Source organism: Micromonospora sp. NPDC050397, from assembly GCF_044901685.1.
Lineage (GTDB): Bacteria > Actinomycetota > Actinomycetes > Mycobacteriales > Micromonosporaceae > Micromonospora_G.
In genome coordinates this window covers 708,317-729,787 of record NZ_JBJDPS010000001.1, presented here as the reverse complement: position 1 = coordinate 729,787, position 21,471 = coordinate 708,317, and the positions used below count along the sequence as shown (strand labels likewise).

General features: G+C 72.4%; 16 protein-coding genes. 9 read left to right on the top strand and 7 right to left on the bottom strand.

The window, feature by feature from the left end:
* Nucleotides 1-32: 32 nt before the first annotated feature.
* From ACI2K4_RS02790 to ACI2K4_RS02780, 3 genes are all read left to right on the top strand, one after another.
* On the top strand, nt 33-2,819 hold the full coding sequence (locus ACI2K4_RS02790; RefSeq protein WP_404508202.1) for a glycosyl hydrolase family 95 catalytic domain-containing protein: 2,787 nt from the start codon (nt 33-35) through the stop codon (nt 2,817-2,819).
* Nucleotides 2,820-3,024: 205 nt separating this feature from the next.
* Complete coding sequence (locus tag ACI2K4_RS02785) at nt 3,025-3,789, top strand: DUF427 domain-containing protein (RefSeq protein ID WP_404509166.1); 765 nt, start codon at nt 3,025-3,027, stop codon at nt 3,787-3,789.
* A 97-nt stretch (nt 3,790-3,886) separates the two neighbouring features.
* Complete coding sequence (locus ACI2K4_RS02780) at nt 3,887-4,138, top strand: hypothetical protein (RefSeq protein ID WP_404508201.1); 252 nt, start codon at nt 3,887-3,889, stop codon at nt 4,136-4,138.
* A 76-nt stretch (nt 4,139-4,214) separates the two neighbouring features.
* Here ACI2K4_RS02780 and ACI2K4_RS02775 read toward each other — a convergent pair whose 3' ends face one another.
* Nucleotides 4,215-5,684 (bottom strand): SDR family NAD(P)-dependent oxidoreductase, encoded by a 1,470-nt coding sequence (locus ACI2K4_RS02775; RefSeq protein WP_404509164.1) that lies wholly within the window; start codon nt 5,682-5,684, stop codon nt 4,215-4,217.
* 73 nt (nt 5,685-5,757) lie between these two features.
* Nucleotides 5,758-6,330, bottom strand: coding sequence for a helix-turn-helix domain-containing protein (locus ACI2K4_RS02770; protein ID WP_404508199.1), 573 nt, complete (start codon nt 6,328-6,330; stop codon nt 5,758-5,760).
* A gap of 117 nt (nt 6,331-6,447) precedes the next feature.
* Between ACI2K4_RS02770 and ACI2K4_RS02765 the strand changes: the two genes are divergently transcribed.
* The gene (locus ACI2K4_RS02765) at nt 6,448-7,719 is read left to right on the top strand and encodes a benzoate/H(+) symporter BenE family transporter (RefSeq protein WP_404508198.1); all 1,272 of its coding nucleotides are present in this window, start codon (nt 6,448-6,450) and stop codon (nt 7,717-7,719) included.
* Nucleotides 7,720-7,732: 13 nt separating this feature from the next.
* On the opposite strand, the gene ACI2K4_RS02760 is transcribed toward ACI2K4_RS02765, so the two are convergent.
* Entirely contained in the window at nt 7,733-8,650 is a 918-nt protein-coding gene (locus tag ACI2K4_RS02760; protein ID WP_404508197.1) for a serine hydrolase, read from the bottom strand.
* A gap of 404 nt (nt 8,651-9,054) precedes the next feature.
* On the opposite strand from ACI2K4_RS02760, the gene ACI2K4_RS02755 reads away from it, so the two are divergent.
* From ACI2K4_RS02755 to ACI2K4_RS02735, 5 genes are all read left to right on the top strand, one after another.
* Entirely contained in the window at nt 9,055-9,714 is a 660-nt protein-coding gene (locus ACI2K4_RS02755) for a phosphoribosylanthranilate isomerase (protein ID WP_404508196.1), read from the top strand.
* Nucleotides 9,715-9,721: 7 nt separating this feature from the next.
* Entirely contained in the window at nt 9,722-10,453 is a 732-nt protein-coding gene (locus ACI2K4_RS02750) for an HD domain-containing protein (RefSeq protein WP_404508194.1), read from the top strand.
* Between the two features lie 239 nt (nt 10,454-10,692).
* Nucleotides 10,693-11,850, top strand: a complete 1,158-nt coding sequence (locus ACI2K4_RS02745) for a DUF1996 domain-containing protein (RefSeq protein ID WP_404508193.1) — start codon at nt 10,693-10,695, stop codon at nt 11,848-11,850.
* Nucleotides 11,851-11,905: 55 nt separating this feature from the next.
* Nucleotides 11,906-12,031: a hypothetical protein gene (locus tag ACI2K4_RS02740; protein ID WP_404508192.1), complete on the top strand. Its 126-nt coding sequence runs from the start codon at nt 11,906-11,908 to the stop codon at nt 12,029-12,031.
* A gap of 141 nt (nt 12,032-12,172) precedes the next feature.
* Nucleotides 12,173-13,915, top strand: a complete 1,743-nt coding sequence (locus ACI2K4_RS02735; RefSeq protein WP_404508191.1) for a ricin-type beta-trefoil lectin domain protein — start codon at nt 12,173-12,175, stop codon at nt 13,913-13,915.
* Nucleotides 13,916-13,918: 3 nt separating this feature from the next.
* Here the strand turns inward: ACI2K4_RS02735 and ACI2K4_RS02730 are convergent, their stop codons facing one another.
* From ACI2K4_RS02730 to ACI2K4_RS02715, 4 genes are all read right to left on the bottom strand, one after another.
* On the bottom strand, nt 13,919-14,137 hold the full coding sequence (locus tag ACI2K4_RS02730) for a zf-HC2 domain-containing protein (RefSeq protein WP_404508190.1): 219 nt from the start codon (nt 14,135-14,137) through the stop codon (nt 13,919-13,921).
* An 87-nt stretch (nt 14,138-14,224) separates the two neighbouring features.
* A complete protein-coding gene (locus ACI2K4_RS02725) occupies nt 14,225-14,773 on the bottom strand; it encodes a sigma-70 family RNA polymerase sigma factor (protein WP_404508189.1) in 549 nt (182 codons plus the stop codon).
* A gap of 214 nt (nt 14,774-14,987) precedes the next feature.
* Complete coding sequence (locus tag ACI2K4_RS02720; RefSeq protein ID WP_404508188.1) at nt 14,988-18,308, bottom strand: AAA family ATPase; 3,321 nt, start codon at nt 18,306-18,308, stop codon at nt 14,988-14,990.
* Nucleotides 18,305-21,421, bottom strand: coding sequence for a hypothetical protein (locus tag ACI2K4_RS02715; RefSeq protein ID WP_404508187.1), 3,117 nt, complete (start codon nt 21,419-21,421; stop codon nt 18,305-18,307). The genes ACI2K4_RS02720 and ACI2K4_RS02715 overlap by 4 nt, the downstream gene beginning before the upstream one ends.
* Between the last annotated feature and the right edge of the window lie 50 nt (nt 21,422-21,471).

The window sequence follows — 21,471 nt, the reverse complement described above, 5'->3', positions numbered from 1 at the left end:
GGAAGACCCGCCCGTCCCAGAAAGGACATTCCGTGACCAGCAAACGGCAACAGCAGTACCGAAGGTCCCTCTCCACGGCCCTGATCCTCACCGTCGCCGGCACGATCGGCGTGGTGGTGCCCGCGCCGGCGCAGGCGGCACCGCCCACCCCGGAACAGCAGTGGGCCGCGATCCAGCAGTTGCTGGCCGGGGTCAAGGGGCGCTGGACCAACCAGGCGTACAGCGATTCGGTGTCGCGCACCATGCCGAACACCGCGCTGCTCGGCAACGGCGACGTCGGCGTCACCTCCGGCGGCGGCGACGGCTTCAAGACGTTCTACCTCTCCAAGGGGAACTTCTGGGCCGGCAACCCGAACCCCTCCCTGGGCGCGCTCGGCGGGGTGACGATCGCCCCGGTGACCAGCACCCCGTCGGGCAACCTGGCGCTCGGCTCGGTCGCCACCGCCTCCAGCGCCCACCCGAGCTTCCCGGCCAGCCGGGCGGTGAACGGGCAGTGGGGCTCCGGCTACGAGGGCTGGGTCTCCGAGGTCGGCAAGCCACAGACGATCACGCTGGACCTCGGCGCGGTCCGCAGCATCGGCCGCTACGTGATCCGGCACGACGCCGCGGCCCGGCCGAACGAGACCGCGAACACCACGAAGAACTTCGTGGTCCAGATCGGCGACGGCTCGGCCTGGACCACGGTCGACACCGTCACCAACAACGTCGCGAGCGTCACCGACCGGTCGATCACGGCGACCGGCGGACGCTACGTCCGCGTCACCACCAGCGAACCGACCCAGGGTACGACGCCCGACTCGATCAACAACCCGCGCGCCCGGTTCGGCCAGATCGAGCTGTACGCGCCCGGCTCCACACAGCCACCGCCGTCCGGTCCGTTCCTGGAGGAGCAGAACACCCTCACCGGTGAGATCACCACCTCGATGACGATCGGCGGGGTGCCGGTGGCGATGAAGACCTGGACCGCCGCCAACGACAACCTGGTGGTGACCCAGATCCAGTCGCTCGGCTCGACGTCCACCCAGCTACGGGCCCAGACCTGGTCCGGCTCGCAGGACGCCAAGCCGGGCTTCACCAACACCGCCGGGGTCACCGGCAGCACCACCTGGGCCAGCCGGACCACCCCCACCGGCTCCCGTTGGGTCTCCCGGGCCGCGCTCGCCACCCGGCTGGTCGGCGCGACCCCGGTCGGTACGCCGACCGCCAGCGGTGCCACCGCGACCCAGGTGTTCAACCTGCAACCGGGGCAGACCATCCAGTTGGTGACCGGCGTGGCCGGTGGCGGGCAGAACCCGGCCGACCCGACCCCGGCCGCGCGGGGCCTCGCCGACGGGCAGAGCGCCGGCAGCCTCGGCACCCTCTACAACCAGCACCTGGAGTGGTGGAAGCAGTTCTGGCTGAGGTCGTACGTCGACCTCGACGACGACACGCTCGAACGCTTCTACTACGGCTCGCAGTACCTGCTCGGCTCGTCCAGCCGGGCCGGCAAGACCGCGCCGGGCCTGTACGGCATCTGGGCCACCACCGACTATCCGATGTTCAGCGGCGACATGCACCTGAACTACAACTTCATGGCCAACTTCTACGGCACCTACTCCAGCAACCGCGCCGACCTGGCGCTGCCGTACCACGACCTGCTGCTGGCGTACGTGCCGGAGGCCCGGCGGCGGGCCCAGCAGGACCTGCGCCGGGTCAACCCCAGCTACGTCAACAGCCGCTTCCCCAGCGGCGGGGTGCCGAGCGGCCTGCTCTTCCCGGTCGGCATCGCACCGTTCGGCGCCACCGCCGACGACAACTACCACCAGCAGGTCGCGAACTCGCTCTTCGCCGCCACCCAGTTCATCGCCTACTACGACTACACCCAGGACCGGGCCTTCCTGACCGGTAAGGCGTACCCGTTCCTGAAGGAGGTGGCCGCGTTCTTCACCCACTACCTGGAGTTCGACGCGGCGTCGCAGCGCTACCGGCTCTACGCCGGTCCGCACGAGGGCACCTGGTCACGCAACTCCAGCCCGGACATCGGGCTGCTGAAGTACCTGCTCTCCGCACTGATCGACGCGAGCGTGACGCTCGGCGTCGACGCGGGTGACCGGGCCACCTGGACCCAGATCCGGGACCGGCTGCCGGCCACCCCGACCACCACCCACAACGGCCAGACCGTCTTCGCCCTCGCCGACCCCGGTACGATCACCGGCCCGGACACCCGCAACATCCGGCCGGGCGACAACACGGTGAACCTGGAGTTCATCCACCCCGGCGAGGTGCTGGGCATCAACTCGCCGGCCGCCGACCGGCAGATCGCGATCAACACCCTGAACGCGATGAACTCGTGGGGGCAGGACAACAGCTTCCCGAAGGTCTTCACCCAGGCGGCCCGGGTCGGCTACCCGGCACAGAGCCTGATCGACCAGCTCAAGAACCAGATCAACACCAAGATGACGGCCAACCTGCGGATCGGCGACCCCTTCCACGGTCTGGAGAAGGCCGGCGCGACCGAGGCGGTCAACAACCTGCTGCTACAGAGTGACGGCGGCGTGCTCCGGCTCTTCCCGGTCTGGCCGAGCAACCGGAACGCGAGCTTCGTGAAGCTGCGGGAGAAGGACGCCCTGGTGGTGTCGAGCGCGTTCCAGGCCGGGCGGGTGACGTACGTCGACATCACCAGCGAGGCCGGACGGACCGTACGTCTCCAGCACCCGTGGCCGGGACAGACCATCGTGGTCGGTCAGGTCGGCGGGGGCACGGTGGCGCACACGGTCAGCGGGAACGTGATCACCTTCCCGACCCAGGCGGGGGCGACCTACCGGATCACCGCCCCCTGACCCGTCACCACCGACCGGTACGCCCGGTCGACCCCCGATGCCGGGGTCGACCGGGCGTTTCCGCACCGGCCGCCGAGCCCCACCGGGCACCCGGCTGGACAACGCCGGGTCGCGGGCCGCCCGCTCGGCGGAAGTCGACGGTCCCGCCTGCCGCGCGGGGGTATCCTGATCGGGACAAATCAGCCCACCCACCGGACGGTTGACCGTGCCTGACTACCCGCAGATGATCGTCCCGGTCGACCACGTCGAACCCGCGCCCCGGCGGGTCCGGGGGATGCTGGGCGGCCGGACGCTGTTCGACACCACCCGGGCCAGGTACGTGTGGGAGTGGCCGAACTATCCGCAGTACTACATCCCGCTGGCCGACGTACGCGCCGACATGCTCGTCGACGAGCGGCATTCGGAGCGACTGCGTCGGGGCACCGCCCACCGGCACGGTCTGCGGGTCGGCGACGCCGTCCGGGGCGAGTCCGCGTGGGTGTACACCGGGGACGTCCTGGCCGGCCTGGCGGAGACGGTACGGTTCGAGTGGCAGGCGCTCGACGCCTGGTACGAGGAGGACGAGGAGGTCTTCGTCCATCCCCGCAACCCGTACGCCCGGGTCGACGCCATCCGGTCGAGCCGACGGGTGCGGATCGAACTCGACGGGCTGGTGCTGGCCGAGTCGTCGGCGCCGGTGACGGTCTTCGAGACCGGGTTGCCGACCCGCTACTATCTCGACCGCACCGAGGTGGACTTCACCCACCTGGTCCCGAGCGACACCGTCACCCAGTGCCCGTACAAGGGCCGGACCAGCGGTTACTGGTCGGTGCGGGCGGGCGGGACGACGTACCCGGACCTGGCCTGGTCGTACGACTTCCCGACCCGGCAGCTCACCCCGGTCGCCGGCCTGGTCGCCTTCTACAACGAGAAGGTCGACACCTTCCTGGACGGCGAGCACCTCCCCCGCCCCACCACCCACTTCTCCTGACCCGTCCCGGCTTCACGATCAGTGCTGCCTGGCGGAAGCCCGACACGGGGCGGGTGGGGATGGCGATCACCCGTTGGATACCGGCCATAATGGACGGATGGTCAAATGGGAGTACGCGTTGCTGGTCCGACGTCGGGTGGGCGAGGGCAGGAGGTTGGATCTGACCTACATCTGGTACGGCCCCGACGGCTCCAGACGGGACGTCTCGGCGTTCGGGGACACGGCGATCGCGCACCTCAACCGGGTCGGCGCGGAAGGCTGGGAGCTGGTCTCGGCGGCCGAGGACATCAACAACCAGGAGAGCACGTTCGAGGTGCACCGCTACCACCTCAAGCGGCCCCTGCCCTGAACCGAGCGTCACCCGGGCGGCGGGGCGCCCCACCGCCCGGGTGACCCGGTCGAGAGTCCCGGCCGGACCCGACCGGTCACCAGGCCGACGGTACGTAGTCCTTCAGGAAACACCCGTGGAGATCCTCGCCCAGCTCTCCCCGGACGATCGGGTCGTACACCCGGGCCGCGCCGTCGACCAGGTCCAGCGGCGCGTGGAAGCCCTCGTCGTGCAGCCGCGCCTTCACCGGGTGTGGCCGCTCGTCGGTGATCCAGCCGGTGTCCACGCTGGTCATCAAAATGCCGTCGGCGAGCATGTCGGCGGCGCTGGTGCGGGTCAACATGTTCAGCGCGGCCTTGGCCATGTTGGTGTGCGGGTGCCCGGCCCCCTTGTAGCCCCGGCCGAACTGCCCCTCCATCGCCGACACGTTCACCACGTACTTGCGCCGGGCCGGCGCTGCCGCCAGCGCCGCGCGCAGCCTGCTGACCAGCACGAACGGCGCGGTGACGTTGCAGAGCTGCACCTCGAGCAGTTCGACCGGGTCGACCTCGTGCACCCGCTGCGACCAGCTATTTTCCGGGGCGAGGTCGGGTATGAGCCCGCCGGCGTCGATCGCGGTCGCGGCGGCCACCCGGTCCAGCGAGGCGGACCCGCTGGTCAGGGCGAGTGCGGTCAGCTCGTGCGGGGCGAGCGTCTGACGCTGCTGGGGCAGCGCGACGGCGGCGGCGAGCGCCGCCGGTCCGGCGCTGTGGTGGCCGAAGGTGACCAGTTCCGGCAGCGGCCCGTCCGGCAGCGGCGCCGACTCGGCGGCGGTGAGCTGCGCGTACGCCCCGGCGGAGCGACGTACGGTCTGGGCCGCGTTGTTGATCAGGATGTCCAGCGTCCCCTGCGCGCTGACCGAGTCGGCCAGCGCCACCACCTGGGCCGGGTCGCGCAGGTCGATCCCGACGATCCGGAGCCGGTGCAGCCACTGGGCGCTGTCCGGCATGGCGGCGAAGCGGCGCACCGCGTCGTTGGGGAACCGGGTGGTGACGGTGGTGTGCGCGCCGTCGCGCAGCAGTCGCAACGCGATGTACATGCCGATCTTGGCGCGACCGCCGGTGAGCAGCGCCCGTCGCCCGGTCAGATCGGTACGGGCGTCGCGGCGGCTCCGATTGGTGGCCGCGCAGGGCGGGCAGAGCTGGTGGTAGAAGGCGTCGACCTCGACGTACCGCTCCTTGCAGATGTAGCAGGCGCGGGCCCGACGCAGCGTGCCGGCCAGCGGCGCCTCGGTCGACGAGGCGAGCGGCAGCCCCCTGGTCTCGTCGTCGATCCGGCCGGGGGCGCCGGTGGCGGTCGCCGCCGTCACCGCCCGGTCGGCGGCGGCCACCTCGGCCTGGCGCTCCTTGCGCCGACGTTCCTTCACGCTCTTGAAGATCCGGGCGGTCGCCACCCGCACCCGCACCGCGTCCGGGTGGTCCACCGGCAGTCCGTCCACCGCCGCGAGCACCCGCAGGCAGGTCTCCAGCTCCGCCGGATCGATCCCCACGGGCGCTTCGCCAGCCCCACTCCGCTCACTTGCCGTCATGCCGCGCTGCCGCTCCGTACCTTGTGTGTTCATCGTCGGTGACCCCGGAACTGTACGCGAGACCGGGTCGTCCTCAGGACGGTCCGGGTCGGCGGGGGTAACGGATCAGCAGGCTCGCCCGGACCTCCTCCGCTCCGACGACGGCGTAGCCGTGCGGCACGTCGGACCGCCAGGAGATGTGCTGGCCCGCTCCGGCGAGCAGCGGCGCGTCCGTCGGCCCGGCCCGGAGCACCCCGGCGAAGACGGTGATGTGCTCGGTCACCCCGAGGTGGTGCGCGGGCGCGACCTGCACCGGTCCGGGCAGTACCCGCAGGTGGAACAGCTCGTACGTGGCCGCCTCCTCCTCGAACATCTCGAGCAGCGTGCCGATCACCGCCCGGCCCCGTACCACCGGCGGCGAGGTTGTTTCCGTCTGGTCGGCGGGCGTGGCGAGCACCGCCGTCAGCGGTACGCCGAGCTGCGCGGTGACCGCGTTGAGCGTCTCCAGGGTCGGGTTGCGGGTGCCGACCTCCAGACCGGAGAGCGTGGCCTTGCCGATGCCCGCCCGGCGGGCGAGCGCGGACAGGGAAAGCCCCCGCGCCTCGCGCAGTCGGCGCAGCCGGCGCCCCACGTCGGCCCCGGGCGGGCCTCCCACGGTTTCGTCCATGGCGCTATTCTCCAGAACTCCGGTGTTCCGTTTACGGAACACCGGACCGGGCCGACCCCTGGGCGGACGTTGCCACGGGTCCCGGTCGGGTCGGCGTCGACAGTGGGAGGAATCCTCATGACCCGCCTGCTCCAACCGGTCCTGGCCGGTCTCTTCTCCGCGCTGGTGGGGTTCGCCAGCACCTTCGCGGTGGTCCTGGCCGGTCTGCGCGCGGTCGGCGCGGACCAGCGGCAGGCCGCCTCGGGTCTGCTCGCCCTCTGTCTGGCCATGGGCCTGGTGTCGATCTGGCTCGGCGTACGGCAGCGCATGCCGATCGCCCTCGCCTGGTCGACGCCGGGCGCGGCGCTGTTGGTCGCCACCGGCACCGTCGAGGGCGGGTTCGCCGCCGCCGTCGGCGCGTTCCTCCTCTGCGGACTGCTGATCACGGTGTCCGGTCTGGTCCCGCCGCTCGGGCGGGCGATCGCGGCCATCCCCGCGCCGGTGGCCAGCGCGATGCTGGCCGGGGTGCTCTTCGACCTCTGCCTCGCCCCGGTGCACGCGCTGGTGGAGGTGCCCCTGATGGCGGCGCCGGTCGTGCTCACCTGGGCCGTGCTGACCCGGTTCGCCCGGCAGTGGGCGGTGCCGGCGGCACTCGCGGTGGCGGCGGTGGTGATCGTGCTGACCGCACCGGTCGGTGGTCTGGCCGAGGCCGACCTCCGCCCCACCGTCGAGCTGACCACGCCCGCCTGGAGCCTGTCGGCGACGGTCAGCCTGGCCCTACCGCTCTTCCTCGTCACGATGGCGTCCCAGAACGTTCCCGGCATGGCGGTGCTGGCCAGCTTCGGTTACCGGCCGTCGCTGCGGTCGGTCCTGGTCGGCACCGGGCTGGCCAGCACCGCCGCCGCACCGCTGGGCGGCCACGCGGTCAACCTCGCCGCGATCACCGCCGCCCTGGTCGCGGGACCGGACGCGGACCCCGATCGTGGCCGGCGCTGGATCGCCTCGGTCACCACCGGGGTCGCCTACCTCCTGCTCGGCCTCGGGTCCGGGCTGGCCACGGCCCTGGTCCTGCTGGCGCCGCCGGTGCTGGTGGAGGCGGTGGCCGGGCTCGCCCTGCTGGGGGCACTCGGCGCGGCGATCGCCGGGGCGGTCGCCGATCCCGCCGGCCGGTCGGCGGCCGTGGTCACCCTCGTGGTGACCGCGTCGGGGCTCACCGTGCTCGGTCTCGGGGCCGCGTTCTGGGGTCTGCTCGCCGGCTGTCTCTTCCTGTTGCTCGACCGGAGACGACCGGCGTCGGCGGTGGTGCCGGGCAAGGACCACCCGAGGTCGGCGGTCGACGCCGCGCGCCCGGGTGGTGGCCGGACGGACCCGGCCGAGCCGGCACGGGTGCCGCCGGCACGGAGCGAGTGAGCGTACGGAGGGGTCAGGGAGCGGTGACGACGGGCAACGTACGCAGCTCGCCCATCGTGTACTTGACCACCTGCTCGATCAGCTTGATTCCGTCCGCCTGCTTGACGTGGTCGTCGGAGAGGACGGCGATGAGCCAGTCGTGGCCCGGCTCGACCAGGCGGCCGATGCTGTTGACCTGCCAGCGGCCCTTGTTCGCGTCGTCCGGCACCCAGCCGTTCTTGACGAAGACGTCGGTGGTCGCCGTGCTCGCCGCGGCCGGGACCCCCCAGCGCTGGGTCGAGTCGACCTGACCCATCAGATCGAGGATCAGCTCGCGGCTGGTCGGGGTGAGCGGGCCGTCGGTGCCGGAGATGTCGGAGAGCAGCTTGATCTGGTCGCCGCTCGTGGTGCTGGTCATGCCCCAGTGCACGTCGGCCTTGGTCTGGGTCAGACCGAGCTTCTTGTTCGCGGCGTTGAGCCCGGAGACGCCACCGATCTTGTTGAACAGCGCGGTGGCCGAGTCGTTGTCGCTGATCACGATCATCTTCCGGGCGCGTTCCCGGTCGGCGGCGGTGATCTGCCTGCCCTGGTCCTGTAGGCGCAGCATCAGCGCCGCGAGGATGTCGACCTTGACGATGCTGGCGGTCTGGAAGGCCCGCGAGCCGATGGTGAGGTCGGTCGTGGTCGACAGGTCGCGTACGGAGATCGCGACCCGGGCGTTGGTCTGTGTGACGTACGCCTCGATCCGGGTCTGCGCCTCGGCGAAGTAGTCCGGGGTGGGGCTCGGAGTCGGGCTCGGAGCGTCCTGGACGCTCGACGAGGTCACGCCGGCGGCCTCCGGGAACTGCAACACCACGCCGGTGCCGAGCGCGCCGACTCCGGCCACCGCCACCAACGTCGAGCTGATTACCTGCCGCCGCGACAGCCCACGTCGCCGGGTACCTCTAGGCACGGTGAGCAACCTCCCCTGAACGAGCTGCGCCAGTTACGTTCCGTGACGACAGGGCCTCGCTGGTCGGACTTATGCGGAGGCTGGAAGCCCCGGCGCAGGACCGACTTCCTGCAGCGTTCATCGATCTCCCCAGTCGCGCGTCACCGACCCTACATTCAGTACGCGGTGAAGACGAAGTCGGATCAGTGGGAAGTTTCACCGCGCGCCCCGGATATCGCGCTTGTCACAGTTGGGAAGTGACTGTGCGTACAGTTGAGCATCTTTCGGATAAAGCGGAAGATGAGCCAGTTTCGAATCACTCGGTCGACGTACGCCGACCGGCGTGGGAGCTGCTGACGCGCCGTGGGACGCCTCGGCCCCTGGCGAGGAGCGGTCCGGGGGTGACCGCGAGAATGGATCGAGTCGTGCCGAACCGGAGGGACGGGACCACCATGTTCGTCAAGGTGTGCGGGCTGCGGACCAGCGAGGACGTCCGGGCCGCCGTCGGGGCCGGCGCCGACGCGGTCGGCTTCGTGCTCACCGCGAGCCCCCGCCGGGTGACCCCCGAGCAGGCGCGGGAACTGGGCGAAACCGTGCCTGCGGGGGTGCTGACCGTCGGGGTCTTCCGGGGCGAGCCGGTCGAGGTGGTCCGGGCCGCGGTCACCACGTCCGGCGTACGGGCGGTCCAGCTCCACGGCGACGAGCCCGCCAGCCACTACAGCGCGCTACGGGACCTGGGGGTTCCGCTGATCCGGGCCACCTCCCCCGGTGACGGGACCGATCTCCGGCTCGGCGCCCTCGGCGAGGACCTGCTGCTGGTCGACTCACCGCAGCCGGGCTCCGGCGCGGCCTGGGACTGGACCACGCTGGACCGGGCCACGCTCGACGGGCGGTGGTTGCTCGCCGGCGGTCTGCACCCCGGCAACGTGGCCGCCGCGATCGACGCCCTGCGTCCGTGGGGGGTCGACGTCTCCAGCGGGGTGGAGCAGCGGCGCGGGGTGAAGGACGCGTCGCTGATCCAGGCGTTCCTCGACGCCGTACGGGCGCGGGTCGGGCAGAACCGAACCGGTCGCGGTCGGCTATAAGTAGCGGATGGAGTTTCCCGCGTACCTCGCCACCATGCCGATGCACGCGATCACCGAGATCCACGGGGAGGCCGGGCTCCGGGAGCGGTTCCGGCTGGAGATCCAGCGCTTCGAACCGGCCGACCGGGACCGGCTCACCGCCGCCCTCGACCTCGCCGGCGAACTGCACCGGTCCGACCGCCGGGTCCGGGAGCCGTACCTCAACCACCTGCTGCGGGTGAGCATCCGGATGCTGCACCACTACGACGTACACGATGTCGACGTGGTGGTCGCCGGTCTGCTGCACGACGCGGTCGAGGACCACCCGGCGGAACTGGCCGGGACCACTGCCGGCGACGCCGACCCCACCGAGGCCGCGCTCGACACGCTGGCGCGACGATTCGGCCCCCGGGTCGCCCGCCTGGTCGGCGCGGTGACCAATCCGGCGTACGCACCGGACCGGGACCGGAACACCCAGTACCGCGAGCACGTGGCGAGCAGCCTCGACCGGGAGCCGTGGGCAAGGGTGATCAAGGTGTCGGACTTCACCGACAACGGGGTCGGGGTCATCCACACGACCGGCCCGAAGGTGGTCTCGTCGGCGCGCAAGTACCGGCCGCTGGTGCCGGTGTTCCGGGAGCTGATCGGCCGGGCGGACACGCCGCTGTCAGATCGGGTGAAGCAGCACATCTTCCAGCAACTCGACCTGGCCGAGGAGCGGTTCAGCGCGATCCTCGACCAGCCCGCGCCGACCGCCTGAGTCGCCATTCGACCGGGGCGAACTCTCGCCACACCTATGCAAATGAATCAAATATTCGGCGAATAACAGAAATTCCGGAATTCTGACCGAGTAGTGCGAGCGGACGGACCAACCAGGTAATGATCTTTAGGGCAGTCTTAGGGCTGGCCCAAGCCTGTTGATCAGGGAAGCGGAGATCGGGAGAGTCGGACCGGCACCCGCCGCAAGACCCCTTTTCAGGAGGCACCTCAATGTTCCACGTGAGAGTCCGTCGATGGCGCCTGGTGGCCTTGTCCGTCAGTGTCACGGCCCTCACCATGCTGGCGACCGGCTGCGGACCGAAGGGGCCGATCACCGGAATGCCCACACCCTCGGCGCAGTCCAGCACCGCGGACACCGGCCAGGAGACGGCACCGGGCCAGACTCCCGGCACCTCGGCCTCCCCCGGCAACACGGCGGGTAGCACACCGTCGGGCGCGCCGTCCGCCTCCTCGTCCGCACCGAGCGGTCAGGGTGGCTGGATCCCGGCCCCCAACCCGGTGAAGAACGTGAAGCCCTCGCACGAGGTACCGCCGAACAAGGGCGGCTTCCACGAATTCCAGGCCAACTGCTCGGTCAGCCGCACCAACCTCGGCGACGACCCGATCGTCTTCCCGAACCTCGCCGGTGCCTCGCACTCGCACACCTTCATGGGCAACACCACCACGAACGCGGCCTCGACCGTCGAGTCACTCCGCAAGGGCAAGACCACCTGCAAGGCCAAGGGTGACCTGTCCGCGTACTGGATGCCGACCCTGCTCAACGGGAACACCGAGGTCAACCCCGAGGGCCTGCAGACCATCTACTACAAGGCCGGGGTCACCGACTACCGCACCGTGCGCCCGTTCCCGACCGGCCTGCGCTACGTCGTCGGCAACGCCAAGAACCTCGACGCCGACAAGTTCCTCGCCGCCACCGAAGAGGGCTTCGAGTGCGGTGACAGCTACAAGAACAAGAACATCCCGCTGACCTGCTCGTCCGAGCGCAGCGTCAAGCTCAACATCCGCTACCAGGCGCCGAGCTGCTGGGACGGACTGCACCTCGACTCCCCCGACCACCAGAGCCACATGGCGTACCCGGTCGACACCCACAAGGCGTCCGGCTGGGTCTGCCCCGACACCCACCCCGTCGCCGTACCGAAGCTCGAGTTCAAGATGGCCTGGCCGGTCAACGGCGACATGTCCAAGGTCCGCTTCGCCAGCGGCGCCGGCCCGACCTTCCACTACGACTTCTTCAACGCGTGGGACGAACGGACCCTCGCCGCCATGATCAACGGCTGCATCGTCGCCGCCCGGCAGTGCGACGCCCAGGGACACGACGGCCGCGACGACCAACAACCCGCACCGTACGTCCTGAACTCCGACTACCTCCTGCCCTGACGCGGACAGGTTCCGGCGGCGAGGGGTGGGGCGACCCGCCACGCCCCTCGTCCCGGTGCCGCCGGTCGGGACCGGGGCCGGCAGCGCGGGGACCCCTTCCAGCGCCACCGCGTGGCCGCTGCTGCTGGTCGCGGTCTTCGCACCGCTGGCGATCCGCCGCTACCGGCGGCTGAGCCGCTGACCGGTCGGGTCGCCCGCTCGAACCGACTCACCGAACCGTCACCCCACGGGATCGCCGGCAGTCCACGGGCGGTCGCCGTGAACCGGGGAGGGTCGCGGACCGTTGTGGGGTGCGGATGTCGGTCGTCGAGGAGGGTGAGCTGTGCGGGCAGGTGCTGGCGGGAACACCGTACGACGCCTCGGCCGGCTGGTCGCGGCGGCGCGGCGGGCACCGGTTGGGCGATCCCCGCTCGGTCCGCGACTGCGCCGGACGGTCGCCCTCACCGCCGTACTGGCGATGGTCGGGGTGTGCGCGGTCGCGGCGGGCTCCGGTTTCGGTGCCGCGACCGCGGAGGAGACCGGCCTTCGCGCCCGACCGGTGCCGGCCGCGCGCGTGTCGACCATCGCGTCGGCGGCGCTCTCCTGCCCGGCGTTGAGCCCGGCCCGGGTCGCCGCCCAGCTCATGGCCGCCTCCGGGTTCGAGATCAACCTGAGGGTCGACGGCAGCGCCGGAGCGGCCGGTATCGCCGGGTTGCCGGAGACCACCTGGCAGGCGTGGGCACCGTGGCCGAGGGCTCCCCGGCTGGACGTCGACGCCAACATCGTGGCCCTGGCCCATCACATGTGCGACCTGGTCGGGCAGGTACGTCAGGCCGGCGTGGCCGGCGACCCGTGGCGCCTGGCCCTGGCCGCGTACCGGTCCGGGCTGCCGGCGGTACGCGCCTCGGGCGGCGTACCACCGCAGGCGGACCGGTACGTCGAGACGGTCACCGCGTACGCCACCTGGTACGAGCACCAGCCCGACCTCTCCGCCGGCAGCCCGGCACCGGTCGCCCGCGCGGTCGGTGTGGTGCCCACTCCCGGCACCGCGCCGGTTCCGGTACCGGACGACTACGTGCCGCTGGTGCTGGCCGCCGGCAAGGTCTGCGCGACGGTCACCCCGGCCCGGGTGGCGGGCCAGCTCATGGCCTCCTCCGGGTTCAACCCGAACCTGCTCAGTGCCGGCGGCGGGCAGGGCGTCGCCCAGTTCTCGCCCCAGATCTGGTCCCGGTACGCACCCCCGGGTGGCTCCCCGTGGGATCCGCGTACCGCCGTTCCGGCGCTCGGCCAGGCGATGTGTGCCCTCACCCGGGAACTGTCCGGGCTGGGTCCGGACCCCTACCCGGTGGCGCTCGCCGCGTACCACTGGGGCACCGACGTGGTCCAGCAGGCCGGCGGCCTGCCGGACGCCCCCGGGCTGCGGGAGCACACCGGCATGGTGCTGGCGTACGCCGAGCACTACGCGCACGACCCCCGCCTCGGCGGTCCGCCCGCCGGGGCCCCGGCCGGGACCCCGGCCGCTCCGGGCGGCAGGCCGCCGGCAGCCGCCGGGGCCGCCCCGGGCCGGACGCCACCGGCGGCGCCACCGCCCGCCGCACCACCACCGGCCGCACCACCGCCGGCCGCGCCACCGCCGGCCGCACCGCCACCGGCGAAGCCTCCGGCGGCCAACCCGCCGCCCACCACGACCAAGCCCGCCACCGGCGGCGGGTCCGGCGTCCGGATCCGTGGGTACGCCGACAAGTGCGTCGACGCGCCGAGTTCGGCCGACGGCACCCCGCTACGGCTGTACACCTGCAACAACTCGGCGAACCAGAAGTGGACGTTCGCCTCCGACGGAACCATCCGGGCCTTCGGCAAGTGCATGGACGCCGCCTGGGCGTCGACCGCCAACGGAACCACCGTGCAACTCGCGAACTGCAACGGCGGGGCCGCCCAGCGGTTCACCCTCAACGCCGCCCACGACCTGGTGAACCAACCGGCGGACAAGTGTGTCGACGTCCGGGACTTCAACACGGGCAACGGTGCCCGGTTGCAGCTCTGGCAGTGCAGCGGCGACGCCAACCAGAAGTGGTGGCGTGCCTGACGGTCAGGAACGCGTCGGGGCCGCACCCGGATCGACCTCGTCGACGCCCAGCCGGCTCATCCCGGTGAGCAGCGGCCCGAGCCGGTCGGACTCGTCCTGGCAGGGGGCACACCCCGCGAGGTGTCGCTCGAAGGCGGCCTCGCCGTCGGCGTCGAGGGCGCCGAGCAGGTAGAGCGCGACCTGGTGCGGTGGCGCGGGGTGGTCGTCGTCGAGGTCAGTCATGGGTCCGCCGGCTCTGCTCGGTGTCGTCACACCCGGAGGTGTCACCGTCAAGGCTAGGTCGCGGCGTGATCTCCCGGAACGGCCAGGTCAGTCGGAATCTGTCGAGCCGACGACAGCCCGCAGCGCGCGGAGCCCGTAGTGTGCGCGGGACTTGACCGTGCCCTCGGGTATGCCCAGTCGGGCGGCTACCTCGCCGGTGGAGAGACCGTGGAAGTAGAGGTCGATCAGGACCGTACGGTGCTCCACCTTCAGCTTGGGCAACGCCTCGCGTACGGTGTGCGCGGCCACCACCTCCTCCATCGCGTCGGTGGCGGCCGGCAGGCGGGACATGTCGATGACGCCCACCTCGGTCGGCCGGGCCTGTCGGGCCCGGGCGGCGTCGATCGCGATCCGTCGGGCCACGGTGAACAACCACCGGCGCTGCGACTCCCGGTCCGCGGCGAGCACGTCGATGCTGCGCCAGGCCCGCACCATCGTCTCCTGTAGCAGGTCCTCGGCGAGGTGCCGGGCGCCGAGCGTCAACCGCAGCAGGAAACGGAAGAGCGGGTCGGCGTGCGTCTCGTACAGGACCACCATCCGGGCGTCGGTCATCCGCCGGTCCGGTGGTGGTGCCTCGGCCGCGTCATGGACGCTCACGTCCGACGCCGTCGTGCAAGCCTCATTGGACACCGCAGCCACCGAGCCGCCTCCCACCCGCCTGAGCCGTCGGGCGGGCCGCCCGATGCCAGCCGCCACGGTCCGTCGCCCGGTCTGACCGAGGGTAGAGAGAAGGAGACCTATAAATGTCTTGGAGATGAATGTTGGTGTCCGGCAACGGTTTTCCGGGTCACCATCTGAATTGGACGGCGCTTCAGACGTTGGCGGTGAGCACCGCCGTCACGTCCGAGACCCGCAGGATTCGCAGATCGTCCACACTGGGCGTCGCGACCGACCGGAGCCGACCGGCCTGGCGGGTGACGGCCTCGTCGAGCAACTGCCGGGCGTACCGGCCGTTGCCGAACGCGCGCCCGGTCGGGACCGACTCGAAGTGGGCCCGCAGCGCCACCAGCGTGTCCCCGGGGCACTCGTACCCGCTCGACCGGGCCAACCCCTCGAAGATCGCCACCAGCTCGTCGGCCTGGTAGTGGGCGAAGTGGATGTGCCGGGTGAAGCGCGACTGGAGACCGGCGTTCGCGGCCAGGAACGAGGCCATCTCCTCGTCGTACCCTGCCGCGATCACCACCACCTCGTCGCGGTGGTCCTCCATCAGCTTCACCAGCGTGTCGATCGCCTCCCGCCCGAAGTCGTTACGACTCTCCGGCGGGGCGAGCGTGTACGCCTCGTCGATGAACAGCACCCCACCCCGGGCCCGCTCGAACGCCTCCCGGGTCCGGTGCGCGGTGTGACCGACGTACTCGCCGACCAGGTCGGCGCGGGCCACCTCGACCAGTTGTCCGCCGGTGAGCACGCCGAGCGCGGTCAGCAGCCGCCCGTAGAGCCGGGCCACCGTCGTCTTGCCGGTGCCGGGCGGCCCCGAGAAGACCAGGTGCCGGGAGACCGGCGGCACCGGCAGCCCGGCCCGGACCCGGGCCCGTACGTTCGCCAGCAGGTCGATCAGATCGGACACCTCACGCTTGACCCCGGCCAGCCCGATCATGTTGTTGAGCTGGGCCAACAGCGCGTCGACCTCGGCCGTACGGGGTGCACCGGCGGTCACCGCCGACGCCACCGCCCCCAGGTCCTGGGGCAGCAGTTGGGCCAGTTCGACGCCGGAGGAGTCGCCGGCCTCGGAGAGCCGGTACGCCTGCCGCCCGATCATCTCCTCGAACACCTTCCGAGCCACCCGGGCGTTGCCGAACGACTCCGTCCTCGGCATCGTGTCGAACAACCCGGCCAGCGCCAGCCTGGTGTCGTACTCCAGCGAGTAGTGGTGGGTGCTACAGAGCCGCTCCACGATCGTGACCAGCTCGTCGGTGGTGTAGCTGTCGAACTCGACGGTGCGGGAGAACCGGGACGCGAGCCCCGGGTTCGAGGCCAGGAACGTACGCATCTGCGGCGAGTAACCGGCGACGATGACGACGACCTCGTCGCGGTGGTCCTCCATCAGCTTCACCAGCGTGTCGACCGCCTCCCGGCCGAAGTCGTGCCCGGAGCCGCCCTCCACCGCGGCCAGCGCGTACGCCTCGTCCAGGAAGAGCACACCGCCGATCGCCTCGGTGAACTTCTGGGTGGTCTTCACCGCCGTGCCGCCGATGTGTTCGGCCACCAGATCGGCCCGTGCCACCTCGACGAGCTGTCCCCCCGGCAGCACACCGAGCGCGGCCAGGATCTGGCCGTAGAGCCGGGCCACCGTGGTCTTGCCGGTGCCGGGCGCGCCGGCGAACACCAGGTGCCGGGACATCGGTGGCATCGGCAGCCCGGCGGCGCTGCGGCGGGCGGCGATCCGGTGCAGGCCGACCAGGGTGGCCACCTCCTGCTTGACCCCGGCCAGGCCGACCAGGGCCTGAAGCTGGGCCAGCAGCGGGGTCACCGGATCGTCGGCCGGCGTCTCCCCCGGCGGCGTGCCGTCGGGCGGTGCCGGGGCCGTGCCCGGGTCGCCCGGCACCGGTCCCGGCTCCGGTCGGGACACGGGCTCGGTGGCGACCCGGTTGGGCTGCGGTGTCGCGGCGGGTCCGCCCTGGCGTACCTGCTGGCCCCGGTTGCCCCGGACCGAGGTGCCGGTCATCGGCACCGGCTCGCCGGTCTCCAACCACACCCCGTCGCCGCCGTTGTCGAAGACGTCGCAGCGCTCCAGTCTTCCCCGTGAGCGGGCCGCGAACCGGATCCCCGGCCCGCCGCTGTGGTGTACCCGCGACTCCCGGAGGTTCAGCTCGCCGGTCGCCTCGACGCTGATTCCGGTCTCGCGCGCCCCGTCCACGTCGGAGGAGGCGACCGTGGCGGTGCCGCCGGCCGCGACGAGCAGCCCGACCCGGCCGCCGCGCAGGTCGGCGTCCTGCACGGTCAACGCCCCTTCGGCACCGACCCGGACGGCGACGCCGGCACACTCGGTCACCCTGAGCCGGCGTACGGTGCCCCGCCCGCCGTCGACGGACTGGAGGCCGTACTCGGTGCTGTTCCGGACGGAGACGTTCTCCAGGACCGGATCCGCGCCGGAGCGGAGCATGATCCCGGTCCGGCCCCCCTCGACCTCGGTGCCGGTCACCTCACCACCCACCGGTCCGTCGAAGAGCAGCGCCGTGCCGTCGCCACCGGCGATCCGGCCCCCTTCGACACGCGGCGTCGCCGACCCGCTGACCGCCAACGCCGCCGCCCCGGTCCCGGAGAGCTCGCAGTCGACGAGCAGGCCGGCGGCCTGGTCGAGCAGGTAGACGCCGTGTCCACCGACGCCGGTCACGCGGCAGCCCCGCAGCACCGGTGCCGCGTCCCCGGAACAGACCAGGCCGTGGCCGCCGAGGTCGCGGAACTCGACGTCCTCCAGGGTGGGACCGCCGCCGGTGGCGACCAGACCGGAGCCAGGGGTGTCCCGTACCACGCTGTTCAGGACCGTGACCGTGCCGCCGTCCTCGACCGCCACCGCCGGGCCGTCCACCGCGTGCAACTCGGCCCGGCGTACGGTTCCTCGTCCGGCCCGGGTGGAGAGCACTCCGGCGCCCCGGACCTCGCTCACCGTGCAGTCCAGGAACTCCGGGTCGGCACCGCCCGCGATGACGATCGCCGCGCCGCCGATGTCACGGATACCGGTCCGGCCGACCGTTCCGCCGCCCTGCTGCTCCACCAGGAACCCGGCCCCGGACGGGTTGGTCACCACGCAGTCGTCCAGCTCCAGCCGGCCGGCGACGGCGTGCACCGCCACGATCGCCTCGGCCCGGATGTCGCAACCGCTCATCCGCAGGGCACCACCGCCCAGTTGCACGGCCGGGAAACGGTCGCTGCCGCCGCCGATGGTGAGACCGCGCAGGGTGACCGTACCGCCGGACACGAACACCGCCACCCCGTCCACGCCCTGGAGCGTGACGGTGCCACGGCCGTCCTCGGCCACCACCGTCACGTCGCCGCCGAGGCGGAGCTGCTCGCGGTAGACGCCCGGCTGGACGACGATGGTCGCGCCGGGGGCGGCCGCCGCCAGCGCGTCCGAGATCCTCGACGGACAGGTGGGGTCGCTCTGGGAGACCGACAGCATGCCCTGGTTCACGCCCGGGTACCTCCACTTTCGAGGGCTGGTGGCTGCTCGTCCGCAGCGGTGGGTCCGGTTTCCCGGACGGGTCCGGCAAAACTCCGCCCCGTTCGGTCGAGTCCGGGCGCGAAGTCGAGGCAGCGGGGCGTGCCGCCGGGGGTGCCGACCGTCGACCCCGTACGCATCCGGTCGAGCAGCCGACCGTCGGCCCGCTCGACCCGTCCCCCGTTACCGGCGAGGTCACGCAGCAGCACCCGGGTCGGGCCCCCATCGTCGACCGGCCGGTCGACCGCGAGCACCGCGAAGCGGCTACCGGGTGGGAACAGGGCGGTGGCCGGGTCGCCGGAGCTGATCCGGCCGAGCCGACGGGCACTGGCCGACCAGATCACGAAGTGGACGGTGGCCTCGGCAGCCGGCCCGCCGGCCAGGTCGACGTCGAGGAACGCCGGTTCGATCAGGTCGTCACCGGGACGGTATCCGGCGAGCACCGACACCGGCACCAGCGCCGACGCGTACACCGGACCGAGTACGGTCGGCAACCGCCGCAGGCCGTGCGCGGCTCCCCGGGCCAGCAACCTCTCCCGTTCCCCCGTGCCGTCCGCGCGCCGGCCCCCCGGCACCGGGCCACCGGTACGCAGCACCCGGTTGACGGCCTCCCGCTCACCGTCGTGGTACGCCCGTACCGCGACCAGTCCCGCGACCAACTCCGCCGCTGTCCCGGCGGCCCGCATGCCCGGCTCCTCGGCCAGTGTTCGGGTGATGACCCGTACGTGGGCGTCGTAGCGCCCGTTGAGGGACTCCCGCAGGCGACTCCGGTCCGCCGCGTCCCACCCCTGCTCGGGCAGCCAGAGCGGCGCGGACACCGGCTCCTCGGCCGGTGCCACCGCCGAGGCGGCAACCGCCGGGGTCGTCGGCGGGAGTTCCACGGCCCGCCCGGGGAAACCCTCGCGCTCGACGTCGGGTACGGCCTCCGGCTCGGCCGGCACCGCCTGCCCCTCCGGAGGCACCAGCCCGGTCGCCTCGCCCGCCGGTTCCAGCCGCACCGGTTGCCCCCGGTCGCCGGGGTACAGCGCCGGCTCCTGGTCCTCGGCCGGGTCGGAGAGCAGCGCCGGGCTTCCGGGGTCGCCGAAGGCGGAACCGGTCGGAACCGGGACCGACGCCCCGGCCACCTCGGGCACGTGCTGGATCTGCGGGGCCGCAGCCTGCGCGCGCCCCGCAGCGGCAGCGGGCACGGAAGCGGCGACGGGCGCGGAAGTGACCGTGGGCACGGGGGCGTCGACGGGCAGCGGAACGGCGACGGACGCGGAAGCGGCGACGGACGCGGAAGCGGCGACGGACGCGGACGGGTCGACGCGCCGGACCAGTTCGGTGGCCGCGGAGAGGCGGGCACCGGGCGAGGCGGAAGCGGCGGGCGAGGAGGGAACGGCAGCCGAAGCGGTGTCCGAAGGGGTTGGCGGCGGAACCACCACGGAAGGAGGCGATGGCGGCGCCACGACCGATACGGGGTCGGCGGCTGCGGCAGGAGCCGCCCAGCGCGGGTCGAGCGCGGGCGGCACGCTGGCCCACCGGGTCATCTCCAGCAGCGCCGCCGACACCACCGCGACGGGCTCCACCGGACCCGCTTCGGCCACGACCGGTTCAGCCAGGGACGGTTCCGCCACCGACGGTTCTGTCACGAGCGGTTCGGTCGTGGCGCTCGGGTCGATCGGGCCGGTGGGGCCCGGCATCGTCTCCAGACCTGGAACCGGTGCCGGAACCGGTACCGGTACCGGAGCGGGCGGCACGGCGGTGAGTACGGGCGAGGGGCGACGAATCCCCGCCGGTACCGGAAGCACACGACCGACCACCCGGTGCCGTGCCCCCGTCACGCCCGCGTTCCGCCCCACGGTACGGGGGGCCCAGCGACGGAAGCTGCCCTCGGTCACCAGCAGCCCGTACGCGGTCACCGAGACGGCGGCGTCGGCGGCGTAGACCGGGCCGCCGAGTGCGTCGGCCAGCCCCCCGAACAGCAGATCGGCCGCCGACCCGGTGGGTCGGGTCGTCGGGCTGAGCAGCACGACGGACCGCCCGGCCCGGCGCATGGCAAGGATGATCAGCTTGGCCAGCGCGGTTGGCGGCACGGGACGGCCCGCCACCCGGAAGCCGGTGAGACCGATCTCGACCTCCACCACGAAGCCCGCCGCCACCGGCAGGTTGACGGCCGGCGGACGGTCCACGAGAAACGACCAGCCGGCCGGGGTGGCCGATCCGGACGGACGTCGAAGCGCGTCCGAGGCAACCGTCGTGGACGAGGCAACCGTCGTGGACGAGGCAACCGTCGTGGACGAGGTGGACGGACGTCCGGTGGACTCGGGCTTCGGCGGGGTACGGCCGGTTCGTTGCCGGACGCCGCCGTACGGGGCGTAGCGGGGCGTCGCCGAGTCGATTGGCTGGGCGCTGCCGGGGAGCCAGTGCGAGGTGCCCGTCGCGGCGCCGGCCCGTCGGTAGCCGGGCTGAGCCGGGACGCCCGCCCCGACGGGGCCCACCACCGGGGACGCCTGTGACCGCACCACCGCAGACGCCTGCGACTCCGCCACCGGCTGCGACTCCAGCACCGGCTGCGACTCCGCCACCGGCGATGCCTGTGACTCCACCGCCTGCGACGCCTGCGATTCCACCACGGCGGCGACCGCCGCGACAGGCCATGCCGGGTCGGGACGGGGCGTGCCCCCCGGCGCGCAGACCCGCCATCGCCCTCCGCTGTCCAGTGCCGGTGGCCGGGCGGCCGGATCCATGGTGAACGGGTCCAGCGGCAACGCGAGTTCCTGGCCGATCCGGTCGGTCAGGTCCCGCAGTGCGCGGGGTACGGCGGCCGGCTCGGCGTACGCACCGAGGCAGACCAGGCGAATCCCCTCGGCGCTGCCGCCCAGGTGCTCGCCGAGGATGTCGGGCAGGAGGTCGAAGAAACCCGGCAGCGAGGTCACCGAGGGAGCGCTCAGCACGGCGATCCGCTCGGGTTCCTCCGGCAGGGCGGCGATCAGCCGGGTCAGCGGTGCCGGGTCGTCGACGGCGGTACGCAGCAGAAGCGCGTCACCGACCGACTCGGCGACCACCGGTCCGCCGACCGGTGCCGTGGCGCGCTCCGAGATCACCGAACCGCCACCTCCCCCGCCCTTCCCGATCGGCCCGGACGCAGCGCGCC

Excerpts from the sequence above, each read along its gene's own strand:
- ACI2K4_RS02730 (WP_404508190.1), bottom strand. The coding sequence starts at position 14,137 with ATGACTGACCTCGACGACGACCACCCCGCGCCACCGCACCAGGTCGCG.
- ACI2K4_RS02775 (WP_404509164.1), bottom strand. The coding sequence starts at position 5,684 with ATGACGGCAAGTGAGCGGAGTGGGGCTGGCGAAGCGCCCGTGGGGATC.
- ACI2K4_RS02750 (WP_404508194.1), top strand. The coding sequence starts at position 9,722 with ATGGAGTTTCCCGCGTACCTCGCCACCATGCCGATGCACGCGATCACC.
- ACI2K4_RS02765 (WP_404508198.1), top strand. The coding sequence starts at position 6,448 with ATGACCCGCCTGCTCCAACCGGTCCTGGCCGGTCTCTTCTCCGCGCTG.
- ACI2K4_RS02780 (WP_404508201.1), top strand. The coding sequence starts at position 3,887 with ATGGTCAAATGGGAGTACGCGTTGCTGGTCCGACGTCGGGTGGGCGAG.
- ACI2K4_RS02770 (WP_404508199.1), bottom strand. The coding sequence starts at position 6,330 with ATGGACGAAACCGTGGGAGGCCCGCCCGGGGCCGACGTGGGGCGCCGG.